At 43.9% G+C, this 17,673-nt stretch carries 16 protein-coding genes and 1 riboswitch; of the genes, 5 read left to right on the top strand and 11 right to left on the bottom strand.

From position 1 onward, the window contains the following. From thiD to AACR09_RS14775, 6 genes are all read right to left on the bottom strand, one after another. Positions 1-565: bifunctional hydroxymethylpyrimidine kinase/phosphomethylpyrimidine kinase (thiD, locus tag AACR09_RS14800; protein WP_228010641.1), on the bottom strand; the 565-nt coding region annotated here is incomplete at its 3' end. A 96-nt stretch (positions 566-661) separates the two neighbouring features. After that, a riboswitch (TPP riboswitch) is annotated at positions 662-773 on the bottom strand. Positions 774-871: 98 nt separating this feature from the next. After that, positions 872-1,789 (bottom strand): DMT family transporter, encoded by a 918-nt coding sequence (locus tag AACR09_RS14795; RefSeq protein ID WP_193835280.1) that lies wholly within the window; start codon positions 1,787-1,789, stop codon positions 872-874. Positions 1,790-1,874: 85 nt separating this feature from the next. Further along, entirely contained in the window at positions 1,875-2,603 is a 729-nt protein-coding gene (locus AACR09_RS14790) for a helix-turn-helix domain-containing protein (RefSeq protein ID WP_016768295.1), read from the bottom strand. Positions 2,604-2,780: 177 nt separating this feature from the next. Continuing rightward, entirely contained in the window at positions 2,781-3,806 is a 1,026-nt protein-coding gene (locus tag AACR09_RS14785; RefSeq protein WP_193835279.1) for a DUF4382 domain-containing protein, read from the bottom strand. Between the two features lie 422 nt (positions 3,807-4,228). Beyond that, on the bottom strand, positions 4,229-4,480 hold the full coding sequence (locus AACR09_RS14780; protein WP_009844829.1) for a DUF2999 family protein: 252 nt from the start codon (positions 4,478-4,480) through the stop codon (positions 4,229-4,231). A gap of 130 nt (positions 4,481-4,610) precedes the next feature. Next, the gene (locus tag AACR09_RS14775; protein WP_193835278.1) at positions 4,611-5,708 is read right to left on the bottom strand and encodes a YdcF family protein; all 1,098 of its coding nucleotides are present in this window, start codon (positions 5,706-5,708) and stop codon (positions 4,611-4,613) included. A 484-nt stretch (positions 5,709-6,192) separates the two neighbouring features. Between AACR09_RS14775 and AACR09_RS14770 the strand changes: the two genes are divergently transcribed. The 3 genes from AACR09_RS14770 to AACR09_RS14760 all read left to right on the top strand — a co-directional run bounded on the left by AACR09_RS14770 (position 6,193) and on the right by AACR09_RS14760 (position 11,637). Beyond that, positions 6,193-6,867: a glutathione S-transferase family protein gene (locus AACR09_RS14770; protein WP_193835277.1), complete on the top strand. Its 675-nt coding sequence runs from the start codon at positions 6,193-6,195 to the stop codon at positions 6,865-6,867. A 334-nt stretch (positions 6,868-7,201) separates the two neighbouring features. Next, positions 7,202-8,746 carry a ParB-like protein gene (locus AACR09_RS14765; RefSeq protein ID WP_228010639.1) on the top strand — a complete coding sequence of 515 codons (1,545 nt, stop codon included), beginning with the start codon at positions 7,202-7,204 and terminating at the stop codon, positions 8,744-8,746. 230 nt (positions 8,747-8,976) lie between these two features. Next, positions 8,977-11,637 carry an AAA family ATPase gene (locus tag AACR09_RS14760; RefSeq protein ID WP_228010638.1) on the top strand — a complete coding sequence of 887 codons (2,661 nt, stop codon included), beginning with the start codon at positions 8,977-8,979 and terminating at the stop codon, positions 11,635-11,637. A 171-nt stretch (positions 11,638-11,808) separates the two neighbouring features. Here the strand turns inward: AACR09_RS14760 and AACR09_RS14755 are convergent, their stop codons facing one another. From AACR09_RS14755 to AACR09_RS14745, 3 genes are all read right to left on the bottom strand, one after another. Then, positions 11,809-12,852 carry a GMP reductase gene (locus AACR09_RS14755; RefSeq protein WP_009844818.1) on the bottom strand — a complete coding sequence of 348 codons (1,044 nt, stop codon included), beginning with the start codon at positions 12,850-12,852 and terminating at the stop codon, positions 11,809-11,811. Positions 12,853-13,718: 866 nt separating this feature from the next. Then, positions 13,719-14,156 (bottom strand): PAS domain-containing protein, encoded by a 438-nt coding sequence (locus AACR09_RS14750; protein ID WP_004731659.1) that lies wholly within the window; start codon positions 14,154-14,156, stop codon positions 13,719-13,721. 1 nt (position 14,157) lies between these two features. After that, the gene (locus AACR09_RS14745; RefSeq protein WP_017087286.1) at positions 14,158-15,162 is read right to left on the bottom strand and encodes a response regulator; all 1,005 of its coding nucleotides are present in this window, start codon (positions 15,160-15,162) and stop codon (positions 14,158-14,160) included. A 102-nt stretch (positions 15,163-15,264) separates the two neighbouring features. On the opposite strand from AACR09_RS14745, the gene AACR09_RS14740 reads away from it, so the two are divergent. Then, positions 15,265-15,462 carry a hypothetical protein gene (locus tag AACR09_RS14740; protein ID WP_102501220.1) on the top strand — a complete coding sequence of 66 codons (198 nt, stop codon included), beginning with the start codon at positions 15,265-15,267 and terminating at the stop codon, positions 15,460-15,462. A 27-nt stretch (positions 15,463-15,489) separates the two neighbouring features. Here the strand turns inward: AACR09_RS14740 and AACR09_RS14735 are convergent, their stop codons facing one another. After that, positions 15,490-15,735, bottom strand: coding sequence for a hypothetical protein (locus tag AACR09_RS14735; RefSeq protein ID WP_004731665.1), 246 nt, complete (start codon positions 15,733-15,735; stop codon positions 15,490-15,492). A gap of 226 nt (positions 15,736-15,961) precedes the next feature. Between AACR09_RS14735 and AACR09_RS14730 the strand changes: the two genes are divergently transcribed. Then, positions 15,962-16,399 carry a Spy/CpxP family protein refolding chaperone gene (locus tag AACR09_RS14730; protein ID WP_102495104.1) on the top strand — a complete coding sequence of 146 codons (438 nt, stop codon included), beginning with the start codon at positions 15,962-15,964 and terminating at the stop codon, positions 16,397-16,399. A 113-nt stretch (positions 16,400-16,512) separates the two neighbouring features. Here the strand turns inward: AACR09_RS14730 and AACR09_RS14725 are convergent. Then, on the bottom strand, positions 16,513-17,673 hold a 1,161-nt coding region (locus tag AACR09_RS14725), incomplete at its 5' end, for an MATE family efflux transporter (RefSeq protein WP_228010631.1).

The raw sequence follows: 17,673 nt of genomic DNA, 5'->3' as shown, positions 1-17,673 counted from the left end.
CAATCATGCCCTGCATTTCAGCTTCGCTTTCAGGTACCGGCTTGCCTGTTAACGCTGCGCCTTCAGGCAAGTTAGGGGTGATAATGTCTGCCAGCGGAATCAGTTCTTGCTTTAGCGTCGTAATAGCAGAGTTTTCTAAGAGAAGGTCACCACTTGTCGCGACCATTACAGGGTCAATCACTAAGTGCTTAGGTTGGTACTGTTTGATTTTATCAGCAACGACTTTGATGATTTGCGAATCAGCCAACATGCCGACTTTCACAGCCACGATATTGAGATCAGTAAAAACCGCATCTAACTGGCTAGCGACATGGTCGAGTGGAATAGGAAAAATAGCTGACACACCTTGCGTGTTCTGGGAAGTGATCGCGGTAATTACCGAACAAGCAAAACTACCTGTAGCAGACATAGCTTTAATATCAGCTTGGATACCCGCACCGCCGCCACTGTCTGAACCTGCGATCGTCAATACAATCGGAGTGTTCGTGCGAATCGAACCATCCACAGAATGCTGTGAAGCTGAGGCTTTTGGCGTTAAATCTTTTGAAATAGAACTGTGTGTCATTGTCGCTCCTACTATCTTACAAGACGTAGGAGAACGAACACCGATCGAAGGAGAAGTCGCAATAGGCTCATGAAAGCTTTCATGGGTGCAGACGTAGATCGAGTGCTTATAGTTCCCTACGCCAGTGTTAACTGAATCAGGTTCAACGGGTCTCGACTAACGATCTCAGCAAACACCAAATAAGGTATATGCCCCCCGACTATTGATAGCGATAGTAACAGCACTCTCACAACTGAGATACTGATTTTATTCAATTATAAGAATTACGCATGAATAAATTTCAATTAGGCTCAACAAAACAAATACTTATAACGTTCCTTTAGATGGCTTCGACTGTATCAACAAGCACAGCACAATCAGAAACATACCTAACCAACCTATAAAAGGAATCAGCTCACCGACAACGCAGACGGCAAGCACCGCTGCAACTACTGGTTCAAACAGAGTCAGCAGGTTGGCACTGCTCGCGGTGACATGGCGTAAGCCAAAACTGAACGCGACATAGCCCAAGCATTGTGGGATTAGCGTCAGATAACTGATGACTAATACGTTGGTTTGCGAGGAAAACAGGTTCTCACCAGTAAACCAGAGCGTTGGCAGCAGCATCATCGCACCGAGGCCAAAAATACTGCCCATCGCCGCTTGTGACTTAATCCCTTTGTCGATCAATGCTTTGGTCGCCCAAGAATAAATGGCGTAACACAACCCAGCAACCAACCCTAAGCCAATGCCCAATAGCTTTAGATCCTCACCGGATTCATTCGCCGATGAAGATTCTGAAAACACCAATAGCCCAATACCTACCACACCAATCGCAAAGCTAGTGAGCCAACGTTTGTTGATATTATTCTTTTTGCTAATCAGACACTCTAACAGTGCCGAAAAGAAAGGTGCGGTCGCAATCGAAACCACGGTTCCAATCGCCACACCTGATAATTTCATTGAAGAATAGAAAGCTAAAGGATAGACCGCCAAAGCCAAAGCACTCACTGCCAACAGCTTCTTGTTCTGCAAAAGCTTGTCGAAAGCGAATAGGATTTTTCGATACGCCAAGCCCGCTTGCATTAAGCCACCGACGCCCATAGAAAAAGCACCAATTGCTAATGGGCTTAGATCAGGCGCAAAGCTTGCGACGGTGCCTGTCGTGCCCCATAAAATGGAAGCAAACAAGATGGCTAAAGTGCCCGTTTGGAATTCGTTAACGCGATTGATGGCAAGATTCATTTCTATTACCCAATTTTCAGTTCTGAAATAGATAATAGTGAAGATTGATAAAAGTTAGTTTGCCGAAAGGACGCTATTGTTGTTTCTAAAGACTGTCTTTCATTGAGCCTAGAAACGCCCTTGGAGACATCCCAAAGTGCTGAGAGAAGCGTCGACTGAAAGCAGACACATCACTATAGCCCACATTTTCGGCAATCAATTGAACCGGTAAATCGGTATGAGTTAACAAGGCCTGAGCTTTCTCCATACGATAGCGAGTGATGTATTTAAGCGCACTGATACCCAGACATTCTTTGAAGCGTTTTTTAAATTGAGTGGGACTCAAACAGGCCGTTTCTGCAAGCTGTGAAATGGATAACGGTTGCGTGTAGTTATCCGCTATCAGCCTTTGTACCGCCCGGATTCTTGGGTCGATGCTCTTGCTCACTTGTTGTTGCTCTAACAGCAGTGAAAACACATCCAAGATTGATGATTCAATACCGCTATCGACCTGATATTCCAACTGCTTCTCTACAAACAACAGGAAGCTCATCAAAGGTGGCGTTATCGTGAAAACCGAGAGCTCATGCTCCAACAAGTGCTGCGGCAACTCCGCCATATCCGCGACAATAAACCGCGCCGCCTCATCCGCCTTAAACGCATGCGCTGTGGTTACTGGAATCACCACACATTCGCCCACTGCCACCTTGCCGACATACCCCACCATCTCGATATTGATACTGCCTTGGATCGGCAATACCAATTGGTGATGATCATCATGAGCATGGGTATTAAATTGCTTGGTGTAAGATCGAATGCTTAAGCTAGATTTCATAATCAACGCCAGAGTACATTTCGCTAGGTTAGAGTAAGAGATACAAAGTTACATTATCACTTCCCTAGAGTCACACTCAATGCCCATCAAATTCATGCTTAACTAGGTGACATGATCAAAAACGGCCTCTATAAATGAGAGGCCGTATTTATTAGAGTGGTAAATCACGTTAAAGATTTAAAACGATACTTGGTTATCCTGACCAACCACTACCTGAACACTATTTTGAACATCATAGATTTCAAAACCATCAGCAACCGGATCAGCATTGTCTTCATCACTGTCGTACTGCGCAGTACAGGTATAACCCAATGAGTAAGTACCTGGATCAATGAAGCCCAGAGAGAACTTATAGTTAGTCTGTGCTTGATTCATTGTCACTGACGCTGAAGTGATCGGTTTCACTTCATCACTGCCGCCAATCGGAGCCATGTCAGCTTTGTCGACATTACCTTCATACAAGTACACCGACTGAACGAATGTATTGTCACCACCGTTACAAGTGTCATAGGTAGAAAGAGCAACAGTGCCTTCAATGTTTCCTGTCTCAACCGTATTGATAAGGCTTACAGACGTTCTTTGAATAGTGTAATCAGGGAAAGTCGAACTGTTCTTTAGGCCACGTCGAAGATCGAACTCAACAACAAAGTCGTTACTTTGTTGGTTCACATTAAATGAGTTATTAAAGTAAAGTACGCCAGCGTTGTCTTCTTTACCCACGCCTTGCGGGCACGCGCCTTCACCTTTCACCGTTAGCTCACGAGTCATATCATCGTTTTCTATCACGTAAGATGGATCTGTTGGATGATCGCCGTCATTTGCGAACACACACAACTTATAACTGCCTACCGGAATGACCTCATTTTCAATCAAAGGAAGCGCCTCGCTACCTTGGTAATCCAACAAATTCACACTTAATGGAATCGGATCCTCACCATCTGGCAATGGATCGCCATTTTCATCAACGTAGTCGCCGTTTTCGTCCGTTTTATACACATCATAAATCAGTGGCGAACCTCCCTCTTGAGGAAGCAAAGCGACCTTACTGAATGTCACGGTGACGTCTTTAACATCATCAATGGGCGCATCACTCACGCTCAAGGTAATGGGTGTCGTGCTGCTTGATGAACCTGAATCACCGCCACAACCAACAAGCCCAGCCAGCACAAGGCTCGCTAAAGCGGTTTCCTTTAAATACTTCATAACTCATTTCCTATAAATCACTGCTCAATAAAGGGCTTAGTTTGTTGCCCTCTTATTCTTTTCCTTAATGTGACTCATAGATAAACCGCGCTTATGGCCAAAATCGGTTAGCCCTATTATTTAGGGATTTCTTCATCCAAAAACTCTGTTCATCAAGGTGCACATATCAGGTCGCACATAGGTTAATTAAGTCTAGTAAGTAAATTGTCAGTAGTCGCACGTATTTGGCAAGGTTGCTGTCAATTGTGTTGGAATGGTCGGTATGTATAGGGTCGGAGAGGATGATTGAGAGCACTCAAATCAAAGTCAAAAATCGCCACCAAGATCAAAAAAGGCCGTTAAGACAACCTGTTGCTGAACTTAAACGACCTTTTTATTGAATGTGGATTAAGCTAATTCGATATTAGCTCATTCAAATTCACTTATTTTTGAAGTTGCTCTTTAGCGGCTTCAACCTTAGAAAAATCTAGGCCAAGCTCTTCAACTGCTTCTTTGATTAGCGCAGGGTTTTGCATTACCTGGCCCATCAGCATTTGAAGTTTGTCTTGAGGTAAACCAAGTTGGCTGATTGTCGCCATTGCTGCAAGAGGGTTCTCGGTCAACGTCTTGAATATCTCGCTGATCTGCTCGTCGCTAATATTGTTCTCTTTCAACATTGCTAAAATCGGGTTCATTTTTTTGCCTTTGAAACACTAAATTAAGTAGGAGCACAGCATACCATCTAGCTGTGCTCGATTGTACTAACAAGTGACGCTTTGGTTTAACGCGAACCGCACTTTTCCCAAACGCAAATAATGCTTGGGCTTAGCGAGACTCTAATGGGTAAGAGCGGTAGCTCCACATACCATACGTTCTAAGAGCGTCACGGTAGATGCCTAGAAGCTCACCACTGCTCGCTTTCTTAAGATCTTCTAGCGGCTTGTCTGGGTAAGAAACCGTATCGAAGGTAATGCCCTGAGGGCCCGTTTGCCAGCTCGCAATTTCAAACAGAGTTTGACCACGACGAACGTGGCTCGCCGAACTAATAATGGTCGCGTGCTTAATATCATGACGAGCAAGCGCGTAGCTACTGAATAAGGCATTTCCTACCGTGCTGGTCGCGTAGTTCTCTTCAATGATACGTTCTTTGCTTACCCCTTTTGAGATAAGCCAATCCGCCATTAACTTGCCTTCAGTCTTATGGTTCTTCGGCACGCCGCCGGTTAACACGATCATCGCGTCTGGGTTAGCTTTCGACATTGCTAATGTGGTTTCAAGACGTTCAATCAAGATTTCATGCATAGAGCCATCAGGGTTAAGCGCGTAGCCCAAAGTGACGATGGCACCGTGGTCGCTCAATAGTCCCTTATCTGCAGACTCTTTAAGAGGTGTTTCTAACACGCGGTCAACCGTTGCAAAAATACGTTTGATGTCTTCTGCTTTACCTTTGTTCAGGCTTTCCAGTTTCTCCATGTGCTTGTTGGATTCACCGTCATTGCCTTCAAATCTCTGCCAAACCGCTAGATACGCATGAAGGTCGACATCGTCTGGCGCAACCGTCAACGCTTGCTCAAACAATTCAATAGCGCGCTCTGCATTCTTGTTGTAGATCTGAGCGTTCGCAGCCGAGATCAGCAAATCGGTACGGTAAGGTTCTAACTGGTACGCTTCTAACAATCGGTTGGTCACAATTTCCATGTTGCTTGGCATTTTAGCTGTGAAGCCCGCGTGTGAAATTCTTGCCGGAGACTTAAACGCCTGCAACGCATCAAGAAGTAGTTGGTCGACAACTTGTCGCTTAGTCACCAACTGCGCGTAATCTGCAGAAGCCTGCACTGCGCCATCGTTAGCAGCAAAAGAGTAAGGTGTTGCGCCAAAAGCGAGCATGCCACCAAGAGCGAGGGCGATAATGTTCTTTTTCATGGAAAGATCCTGTGTCGTTAAGTGTTCACATCAGATTTGCTCCCCAATGTAAGTCCCTAAGATTAAAAAACTGTGAACCACGCCAGAATCTCCGAGGTTAATATTCATTTGTTGCATAAGATGTGGCTGCAGATCACGATTTTATGCGCCAGAGTAGGCTCAAATATCCAGATAGCTTCGAGTTATGAGGAACTCCCTTGATTACTTGGGAATATTTAACTTCGCATCCCACCTGCCTATTCCATCTAAACCCCTAAGTTTCGAAGCTCAACATCAAACCTAAATGTGCATTTTATGTTCATTATTTCAGCAACTTAAAACGCTATCTCTCTACAAGTCGACGCTCATTCACGTTTGCTCAACCAAGTTCAAAAAGCACAGAGTGTGATATCAAATCAGTCAATTCACAGAAAATTCAAAAATCAATCATTGAACGATCGTTCAAGTGGTGCTTTAATAAATGACCAATACAAGGAGTTACCCCATGCTTAAGTTCTATTTTCACCAAACACCAAACCCAATGAAGATCGCTCTGTTTTTGGAAGAGACAGGCCTAGATTTTGAACTTGTTCCTGTCGATACCTTAAAGGGTGAGCAGCATTCACCGGAATATCGTTTAATCAATCCAAATGGCAAAACGCCTGCGATTGAAGACGAAGGACAACGTGTATTCGACTCTAACGCTATCTTGCTCTACCTATCTGAGAAAACAGGCAAGCTAGCTGGTCAGCCAGAAGACAGAGCTGAACTGCTCTCTTGGATTATGTTTATCGCGAGCGGTCTTGGTCCTTATTCAGGTCAATCGGTACACTTTCGCCATGCCGCGCCAGCAGGCCTAGATTACGCGGTAAATCGTTATCTACGTGAAGCACAACGTCATTACGAAGTGTTAGAGAAGCATATGGAAGGTCGTGAATTTATCGTCGGAAATGAGTACACCATTGTCGATGTCGCGGCATGGGGTTGGATTGATAAAGCACCTGTCGTGCTTGGTGAAGAAGGCCTAGAACCTTACCCGAATTTGAAGCGTTGGTTTAACGCAATCAACACCCGCCCTGCTGCATTGCGTGCCCGCGAAACCGGTAAAGACGTTGAATTTAAAACCGAACGTGATGAAGAAGCGAAACGAGCACTGTTTCCTTCGAATTATGCGAAGTAGAAAATTTGAAAGTTAACGCTCTACTGAGTGATAGCTAGAACTCAAACATAAAGAGCCGCTAAACAGCGGCTCTTTATGTTCAAATCATATTGAAACGTCATGATTTTATAATCTACTTATCCAAAACACATTTCTGGACAAAACTGTCTTATAGGTCTTACTAAATTAGCACTTAACGGATTACCTGAGGTATAGCAAAGCCTTTAGTCGGTAGGCCGAAATCAGTCACGCACGACAGAACGACTGCAACATCTTATTTATCAAAGTGAAATATTGATGTCATCATTGCATATTAATTTAGCGCATAATTTTTATTCCATATATAGAAGGACTTATGAAAAAGACTGGGATTTTTGCCACGATTGGCGCTCTGGCTATCTTCGCTTTGCCCGCTCACGCAAGCAATATCTCTGAAGGCGATGTTATTAAGCTTGGTCTCCATGAGTTAAAACCAACTCAACCATCTGTGGGTTATGATCAAATTATGTACAAGCTGGGTCGTTACCAATTTGACCAAGAAAAGATGTTCGATGAAATCTGTGAAGCCAATGGCCAAAAAGGCATAGCGAGTATCAAAGACCAAGCACACCCGAATATTCCTTCGACTTTCACCTGTGAAATGGAAACAGGTGCACGTAAGCAAGACATGAAGACAGTGGTTATAGCACCCAACGATGAATACTACCTAACTGATGGTCACCATACGTTCAATGTGTTCTACCGTATGTCGCAAGGTGGCGCATCATTCAATGTGAATGTGGTGGTTGATAAAGATTATCGCAACCTCAAAAACATGGATGCGTTCTGGAACCAAATGGTAAAAGACGGTAATACATGGCTGTTTGATAACAAAGGCGAAGCGATTAGCTATCAACAACTTCCAACCTCTCTTGGGCTAACCAACTTTGCTAACGATCAATATCGCTCACTGATGTACTTTTCTCGTGATGTGGGCTGGAACAAGCCAAATCAGCCAGTCCCGTTCTTAGAATTCTACTGGTCTAAAGAGGTACATAAAGCGATTGATACTTCAGACTTTGATCTAAATTCTACCGAAGGTTACGCAAAGGCAGTCAATGCGGTCAGCAACCATATCCTATCTATGGATACCAACAACGTTGGTGGCTCAGAGCTTTCCGTTAAGCAGATGGGGCAGTTTAGCGCATATAACCAAAAAGGCTTCGATAAACTGTTCAAAGAACGCGGTAAAATTGACTATATGCTGCGTTACAAAACAACATCTACCGCCAATGGTTTAAGCTATGACTTAGCAGCGGCATCATCTCCTGCACTAAAGCAATTAGACCAATTTACCCTTGAAGCAAACTCAAGCTTTAATGATTACCCAGCAGCTTCTGCTGATGGCATTGTCAATGCAATTGTAGAGATCCCAACAGGTACTTCCGCTAAGTGGGAACTAAGCAAAGACAATGACAAGCAAGTTATCTGGGAACACAAAAAAGGCGCACCACGCGTAGTTAATTACCTTGGGTACCCAGGTAACTACGGCTCTATCCCACGTACTGCACTACCAAAAGAGTTGGGTGGCGATGGCGACCCGTTAGATGTGATTGTTCTTGGTCAGTCTGTACCACGTGGTGAAGTTGTTCCTGTACGTCTGATCGGTGTGATGAAAATGCTAGATGATGGCGAGCAAGACGACAAACTCGTTGCTGTTCTCACTAACGATTCACCATTTAAAGATATTGCTTCGCTAAACGAGCTAAACGCTACCTACCCGGGCGTCCAAGACATCGTTGGTCTATGGTTTGAAAACTACAAAGGCCCAAGCGGTGGTATGGAACTACAAGGTTGGGGCGACGACGTGGAAGCCAACAAGATCCTTGATGCAGCTAGAAAACACTACGCTGTGAATTAAACTTCGGTTTGATTATTGGAATTTGATTTAAGCCCTCATAGCGTTGCAATGAGGGCTTTTTTGAAATAAGTGGCTTCGGTCTAGTAATTAATTATCACCTAACCACTCAAGACCTATAACAATATCAAAATGGGGTATCAATTAGAGCAAATCGCAATGCCCACATCAAAAGCATGGGATCCATATCGCACTGGCTGACTATTCCTCGTGTCCAATTGTCTTAAAGGTGATTGCAACCAATTTACTATAATGAAAATAGGCGTATATATTCCCGAAACATAACCTGTTTGGAGAATAATATGTCGATAGAAAGCGTTGTTAGCTGGGCTAACAAGCTAAAGAAGAATCTCTGGTGGCGTCACGCTCTCAGATTGGCAGCAAATAAAGGCGAACTTGATGACGGTGATCTGCAATTACTGTTTGCTCTTTCTAAAGAAGAAGCAGGTTTGCAACCACAAAGCGGTGCTTATGCGGCCAGCATAGCTTTGCTAGATCTAGCAGGCTTTGGCGAAGAAAAGCATCCAGTAAAATTGGCATGCATTAGCAACGTTGCTAATGTTTCAGCGCTTGCCCCAAACAAATCTATTGCATTTGAAAGCGAAGGACTGACCGCTGTTTATGGCGATAATGGTTCGGGTAAATCTAGCTATGCAAAGATTTTAAAGAACGCTTGTCTTACTCGCGGTAGTACTCCAAAAATCCTCTCGAATATCTACGACGCACAAGCCGGTGAGCCTGCTGCGGACATTTCTCTTTTGATCGGTGAGGACAAACACGACATCCCATGGCTTCTCTCCGGAAGCTCACATGAAGATTTAAAATCAATTCGAATTTTTGACAACACTTCGTCGGCGCATTACATCTCTGACGAGGACTCGATTGATTACAAGCCTGCGGGAATGAAATTATTATCTCAGCTAATGATGGCTTGTGATTATGTAAGAGCCGCAAACGAGTCGGAGAAAAGACCATATAACGTTGCCACTCCGTTACCTCAATGTACACCTGGAGGTAGGACAGCTGCGTTTGTATCTGCTTTGTCTGGCGCAACAAAACCAGAGGCCGTTGATGCCATCTGTCTGAGCAAAGAAGAAGATGAATCAATCTCAGCATTAAAATCAGAGCTTGTTAAGCTGCAGACCAGTACACCTGAGCAGCTTAGAAAAGGGTTTAGTGACAGTCGAAAAGAGCTAACCCCTCTTAGTGCTTACTTTAATCAACTAAGATCCAAACTCGATGAAAAGCAGTTTGAGACGATAAAACTCAATTACGATGACTATCAAACCAAACAAGCAGCAGCAGAGATAGCTCGTAAGCAGGCAATTGAAGGTCACGAATTATCAGGCATTTGTTCACCTGAGTGGAGAGAGATGTGGAATCACGTTCAGACATTCGTACTAAAGCATAATGCTGCATTATCATTCCCAGCAGCAGCGGGCGAAGCCTGCCCTACTTGCTTGCAACCTGTCTCGGAAGCATCTGCAGAAAAACTAAAGCTATTTAACGACTATCTACAAGATAAAACTCAGATGGAAGCCAGCAAGGCCAAAGTTAAATTTGATAGTTCAATTGCGGCTCTAAGGCTACTGTCATTCGACCTAAAACCTTATGAGTTCATTCTAGGCAAGGTGGCTGAATTTAATCCAGAAATCAGTAAGAGTTTTATCGCACTGGAAGAATCGTTCAAGATTCTCTGTTCGAATCTTACTAAACAGGTGCCGGACTTCTCTATTGTTCCAATTGATTACAAAGCGCTAGATTGGATCAACGGACAAATTGTCTCTTTAAAGACCAAAGAAGATGCCGTTAAAACTAATGAAGGGTTAACTAAGCAGATCGCTACTGCGTCACAGGCTATTAACGAACTTGATGACAGAAAGCTGTTTACATTATCTAAGCAAAACATTCTCCACGAGATCGAGCGCCTGAGGATGATTGGTTTATATAACGCTGTCACTCAATCTTGCTTATCAACAATCATAACCACTCAAACAAGTAACATTGCCAAAATGGGTGCTATTGGCGAACTTAGCAAAGTGTTTGAGGCTGAGTTGAAGAAACTTGAGTTTAGAAACTTCGATGTAGGCACTGAAACTCGCGGCTCTCGCGGCAAGCAAATGTTGAAGTTAAGTATGACAGGCAAGCGAAACAACATTTCTGACATCGCCAGTGAAGGCGAGCAAAAGTGCGTTGCTCTGGCTGGGTTCATGGCTGAACTTATTGTTGATGACCGAAAATCAGCGATTGTTTTTGATGACCCAATTAACTCTCTCGATCATAAGTGGCGAAGAAAGTTTGCTGCCCGCGTAGCAGAGGAAGCACAAAGCCGTCAGGTCATTGTATTTACCCATGACATGTCATTTTTAGTCATGCTCGGAGAGGCTACTAAAAAGGCCAATTCGAAGTACTCGGCTATTTCAATTGTTAAACGTGGGAAGCTTGCTGGGTTTCCTACATCTGAGCCGCCGTGGGATGTTAAATCAACAGGCGATCGAGTCAAAGATCTAAACAAAATAATGGTTCCTTTGAAGCAGCTTGAAGATGCCGGAGATGTTGACGGCTACGAAGCTATGGCCAAGTTAACGTATAACAAAATGCGTGAAACATGGGAAAGACTAGTAGAAGAATGGCTATTCAAGAAAGTCGTTGAAAGGTTTAGTCGAAGTGTGAAAACACAAAGCCTCAAGGATGTTGTCGAAAAGGGAGGCATCACCCCAGAAGACTATGCTGCCATCGAGGAAGGCATGTCGAAGTGCAGTACTTTTATGTATGGACATGATCAAGCGCCTGAGCTGAATGAAGGCGTCCCTGACTTTGCGGAAGTTGCAGATGATTTCGAGAAGCTAAAGGCTTACTTTGCTGCGCTAAAAGCGCGCAGAACCAAAAAATAGCGCTTAAATGATAAAAAGCCCACTTCGCAATAGGTGGGCTTTTTTAAGGTTCATCGCGAATTAGAAGGAACCAAAAACAAAAACGCTAGTAAGTGATTTGGTTTAATCGCCAAACAAAAAGAGCCGCTAAAAAGCGGCTCTTGATTTTCAAACTATTCGAACTCGTTCAGATTACTCTTTACCGAATACGTTGTTCTCTTGCTCTTGTACACGGATGAAAGTCGTACGCTTGGTTAGCTCTTTAAGCTTTGCTGCGCCTACGTATGTACAAGTTGAACGTACACCACCAAGGATGTCAGAAATTGTGTTGTGAACAGAACCACGGTATGGAAGTAAAACAGTTTTACCTTCCGCAGCACGGTACTTAGCAACACCACCTGAGTGCTTGTCCATAGCCGACTGTGAAGACATGCCGTAGAACTTCATGTATTGCTTACCGTCTTGCTCTACAACTTCACCGCCTGACTCAGAGTGACCTGCTAGCATGCCGCCTAGCATTACGAAGTCAGCACCGCCGCCGAACGCTTTAGATACGTCACCCGCACATGAACAACCACCGTCACCGATGATCATGCCGCCAAGGCCGTGTGCTGCGTCGCCACACTCGATGATTGCAGAAAGTTGAGGATAACCTACGCCTGTTTTAACACGTGTAGTACAAACAGAACCAGGGCCGATACCAACCTTAACAATGTCTGCGCCAGCTAGGATTAGCTCTTCAACCATGTCACCCGTTACAACGTTACCCGCAGAGATAACTTTAGTCGGGAATTCAGCACGTACTTTCTGTACGAACTCAACAAGGTGCTCTGAGTAACCGTTAGCGATGTCAATACAGATAAATACAAACTCTTCGCTAAGAGCCATGATCTTCTTAACTTTCTCGAACTCAGCTTCAGATGTACCCGTTGACACAAATACGTTGTTCAGAGTTTTCTTGTCTGCTGTTTTAGCAAACTCAGCCCACTGCTCTACTGTGTAGTGCTTGTGTACTGCAGTCATAACACCGTGCTCTGCTAGAGCAGCTGCCATTTCAAAGCTTGCTACCGAATCCATGTTAGCTGCAATTACTGGAGTACCAGACCATTGACGACCGCTATGCTTGAATGTAAAATCGCGGGTTAATTCAACTTGAGAACGGCTTTTAAGGGTAGAACGCTTCGGGCGGAAGAGTACATCTTTGAAACCTAACTTAAGTTCTTGTTCGATACGCATGGTGTTTTCCTTGATTCATAAAATTATGTGTCTCTCGCGAAATGCGTAGTAAAACCGTTGGCAGACGGGTTTACTTTTCTTCGGACACAAAAAAACCGGAGCGTTGGCAGACGCTCCGGTTTTCAGCATTATAGGTCGTGATTTAGTAACAGCAAGTCTGATATTTCACTTTTTTTTATGCTATCCTCTCAAAGATTCCATATCCGCTAAAACTCTCTCAGTTACACTTCCCAACTAAATTCTTATTAATTAATAACTTAGCGAACCATTCGCGCAAACGCTGTTGGTTTATTGCGCAATCGTTTTCCTTCATATTTCACGTAATATCGCCCTCATAATGCAAATATGTGAAGAAAGTTCCTCGAAATTACATAAAAACCACACTTTTCTCCAACAAAAAAATGCCTTTTTTCTTAAATAAATTCGATTTTTTTCTAATTTTTATCTGTTTTTGACCAAATAGGGCAATCTCGTGACGTTTCTGTTTTGCGGTCAATTGGAAAAGTAGAGTGATCACGACTCAATCTAGAAACCTAGATTCACTTGGGTTTGAGAGTCGAGCCCTCGCACTCCATTAAATGAATCTTTCAAGCTTGGACTTTATAAATCCATTCTCTATTCACCCATAGCATTACCGTTCCAAAAGCACGTTTCGTGGCTGCCCTTTCGTTCATTTAACCTGTAAGACTCTGCAAAGCGCTCAGAAAAAGAGGATTGGTTGACGTGAAAAACTGGAGAAAAGATAAGATTTGAAGAATAGAAAGCAAAAAAATGGCTAAGGTGGTTAACCTTAGCCATTTTTATTCGCTGATCAGACCGATGCTAATACGCACATAGAAAAGTGCTGTTTAGTGAATAGAGCAGTGTTAGTTCTTTTGAGAGACTAACGCTTCTGCAGTCGCATCTTGAATAGACAAGAACAATGAGCTGACTTGTCCTGTTGGTGAGCGCATCGGGTTCAGCGTCACGTTCTGATACATGAAATCGGCTTGTTGAGTTACAGGGCGAACATTGCGGCACTTAAACAGATAAGGCCTTTGTTGCCATGTAATGAAACTGCGACAGCCTAGGTCATATACTGGCTTGGTTTTCAGCCTAAACCACTCTTCTGGGATCTCAGGGAACAGTTCAAAGATCGACTTACCGATCGCATCATGCGATTGCTTACCGCTATGGTGCGTCATAAAGCCATTCCAAACTTGTACCTGAAAGTCACGATTAATGACCACCAGCCCCATATCGACGTTTTGAACCATGTCGACCATCCAGTGGAACTGTTCAAATTCAGCAGGAAGATTCAGCATATTAAAACTCCTCCATTAGGTAGGCCAATTTGTTGTCTAGAAGAGGCAGAGACTCATCAACGAACATAAACAGAAGGTCACAACGTATAGAAGTGCCATCAATGTTGTAGCTAACTTCAAAGGTCATGGTCTTTTTGAACGAGCCGCTGGTATTTTCAATCACAGAATCAATCGAGATGTGTTGACCTAGCAACACAGGAGAGCTCTGGAAGAAACGAACTTCTGACTGCTCCCCTAACCCATTCAAGAATGAACCGACTAAGATGTTCGACACATCCATCAGTAGCTCTAACTCTTCTAGCTGCTCGCTTTCAGTTGGTACCTTCATGAGCTTCTTAAGATCGCTCACACTGGAATCACTCAACAAGACTAATGCTTCGCCTGCAATCCCTTCTCCACTAAAGCCTTGGCAAACACCCGACACTTGGTCGTTGTCGGCTAGGTCACGAAGTGCCATGTGCAATTCACTCACTTCGAAGATGTTGACGTTCGGCAGCGGTAAATGAACAAACACATTAAAGTGACGAGCCAGTGCATCAGCGGCACGGCCTATCGCAACGTTCGCGACTTCCATATAGATATCGCGTCTGCGAAGTATTGGCAGTTCTAAGGCGGTTGGAGTAATGATCTGAGGCTGTTTTGGCGGATCAACATGCTCACGTAAAATAGCTTTTAGCGCTTCTTTATCGATCGGCTTTTGTAAAAACGCTTTGGCGCCGAGATCCAACACCTTCTGTTGTGCTTTTGGTTGTATGTCACCCGAAACAACGACAACAGGCGTGGTATCACCCAAACGTTGCATCTCTTCCAATGTGCCATAGCCGTCTAATTCCGGCATGGTGAGGTCGAGGAACATCAATTTAAATTGGTTTTGAGCTAACTCTTCAAGTGCATTAAGCCCATGAACAGCAAAAGTTATATCTGCATTTAGAGAACTAGGCAGTGATCGAGCCATCTGCTTCCTTGCTAACGCAGAATCATCACATATAAGAACTGGGAACGACATAAATGCACCACCGACAAATTAAAGCTAATTCGGACGAGTGTAACAGAACATTATAGTATCAGGTACGGGGTGAATGAATTTATGTGTAGATTATTAGTAAGAATGATGGAACAAGCAGGTGAGCTATTATCTGGCATTATTCTTCATGAAAAACAATATGCTACAAAGGTAATAACCGTTCATCATTATAGAGTAATAGCACTTTTTGATAGAACAATAGAGCTAGTTTATGAAATGGTAGCCTTAATAAGTGAGTTTATTAAGGCTCGGTTTGCTCATTCATTTATCGGCTTTATGTAGCCATGATAAGAGACGTAATGTGAATAGCTAGAACTGATATGAAGGCCATAGGATCAGTAATGCGAAACGTATAACCACAGCAAACACCAATAAAGCGATACCCAAACGATACCATTTGTATTCCGCGATACTCATTGGGATACGCTTATAAAACATCGTAATCACGCCCTTCCAATCGCTACTGCGTCTTCCGTACTGCATCATGCTCGTCAAAACAAACAGTGCGCCAAGCACTAACATTCCTTTTTCAGCCCAGAACAATCCAACTTCCATTTGTGTATTCCTTGATAAAACGGTGAGCAACTCAAATCATTCTAGTCACCTTTGCCGTAGGTTTCTGTAAGACCAAGGTCTAACCCACTCTCTACTTACTTGAAAGTACTTATCTGAACGAATTTAAGTGAACGTAAATCGCTGAGCACACTTAACTGAACAGCGTGTTCATATCGAGTTCAGCTTCGCCATCTATACTCATGTTTCCACTAACAGGAGAAATTCAATGAAATCACTGAAAAAGTCGCTTTGTGTATTAACTGCTTCAGCTCTACTCGTTACCGCTCCGTTTGTGAGTGCTTCATCACCACAACAACCGCCACAACCCGCAGTGAGCCCACTGCAAATGGTTATTGCTTCTTTGAATCTTACCGAAGAGCAGCACGCGGAAGTCATCTCCCTTGTTGAAGGCTACCAATCTGATAGAACACAGATTGACATGGATAGCGCGATCGAGCTCAAGAAGAAACAGATCAGCCTTGTGACTCAACCTGATTTCAATGAAGCCGAGATGGGAAAGATCATCGACACCGTTCAAGCAACCGAGAAGTCGATGGTGATGCAAGAGATGCGTCTTAAAAACAACATTTATAATGTGTTAACTGAAGAGCAGAAAGAGCAGTTCAAAACCATGATGAAGTCTGCGCTCTCTGGTGGAAAGTAGTCGAGTAGAAACTAGCTGTCCTCAATCCTGATATTGATTCACTCCCCCGAGAATCAACTGAGATAAACTAAAGCCACAGACATTGCTGTGGCTTTTTTGCATTTCAATTGAGCTTAAGAGTAAGCAGAACAATCTAAATCTGACGTCTTACTGCTCTTGTTAAGCACAACCATTAAATGAATCAGCAATAGAATACCTGTCACGCCTAAACCCACGCCGATTCCGCCCCAAATCCCTGCCAATTCAAATTTTGGCATCAAATACCAAGCTGCAGGTAGGCCAAATACCCAGTAACCGATGGCAGTCATCACGGTTGGCATAGAGACAATCTTCATGCCTCTTAGCAGGTTAATCGCCAGTAGCTGCCAAGCATCAACAATAAAGCACAAAGCAACGACCCAGATAACAGAAGCCAACAATGAGGTCATCGCACCCGTACCATCGTCTAACTTGAAGATAGAGGCGATCATCTCAGGCCATATGATAAACACAGCCGACAACGCCACACTCAACACAGACACCAATATAAAGCTTTGAATTGAAGTTCTTTTTATTCCTTCGTAGTTACCCGCGCCAAAATCACGACCAACCAAAATCGCCGCAGCTTGTGAGAAGCCGAAATTGAAGTTCCAAGTAAAGCTTAAGCATTGCAGCAGGATTTGGTGCAGAGCTAGCGAAGCAATACTGATCGTGCCCGCCATTAAGGTGCCACCGTAAATCAAGCCATGCTCAAGTAAAGCTGCCAAGCCGATAGGTAGACCCATCAACAACAATGGGTTCATCAACTTGATTGAGTACTCTTCTGTGTTTAACCAAGGGGCAAATTGCTTAAACTCGTCACGCTTAAATACCCAAACCGTATATCCAACCATCACGATAAATGCCGCGATAGCCGTACCAAGCCCCAAACCTGTTAAGCCCATGTCTAACTGGAAGGTGAGAAAGTAGCTCACGGGCACATTCAGAATTACGGTGATAATCGACATCACAAGAATGGATCGCACGTTGCCAAACGCACTGGTTAAGCCACGAAGTACCAACAAGATAAGCGAAGGCAACATCACCCACTTCAAAGCATGGACATATTCCATGGCTAAAGTGATCACTTCTGGCGGCTGTTTTGCGGCTTCTAACACCAACGGAGCAAACCAGAAGCTGGCCATTAAAGTCACGCTGAGCACGAATGCCAACATGGTTGCGCCTTTCACCGCCAATCTAATTTGAGTATTACCAAACTCTGGGCGAGCGACGCGCTGACCATAAGCGATCGCAAT

Origin of the sequence: Vibrio sp. OPT20 (assembly GCF_963889365.1) — a bacterium.
GTDB lineage: Bacteria > Pseudomonadota > Gammaproteobacteria > Enterobacterales > Vibrionaceae > Vibrio > Vibrio splendidus.
This window is presented reverse-complemented; position numbering and strand designations above follow the sequence as displayed.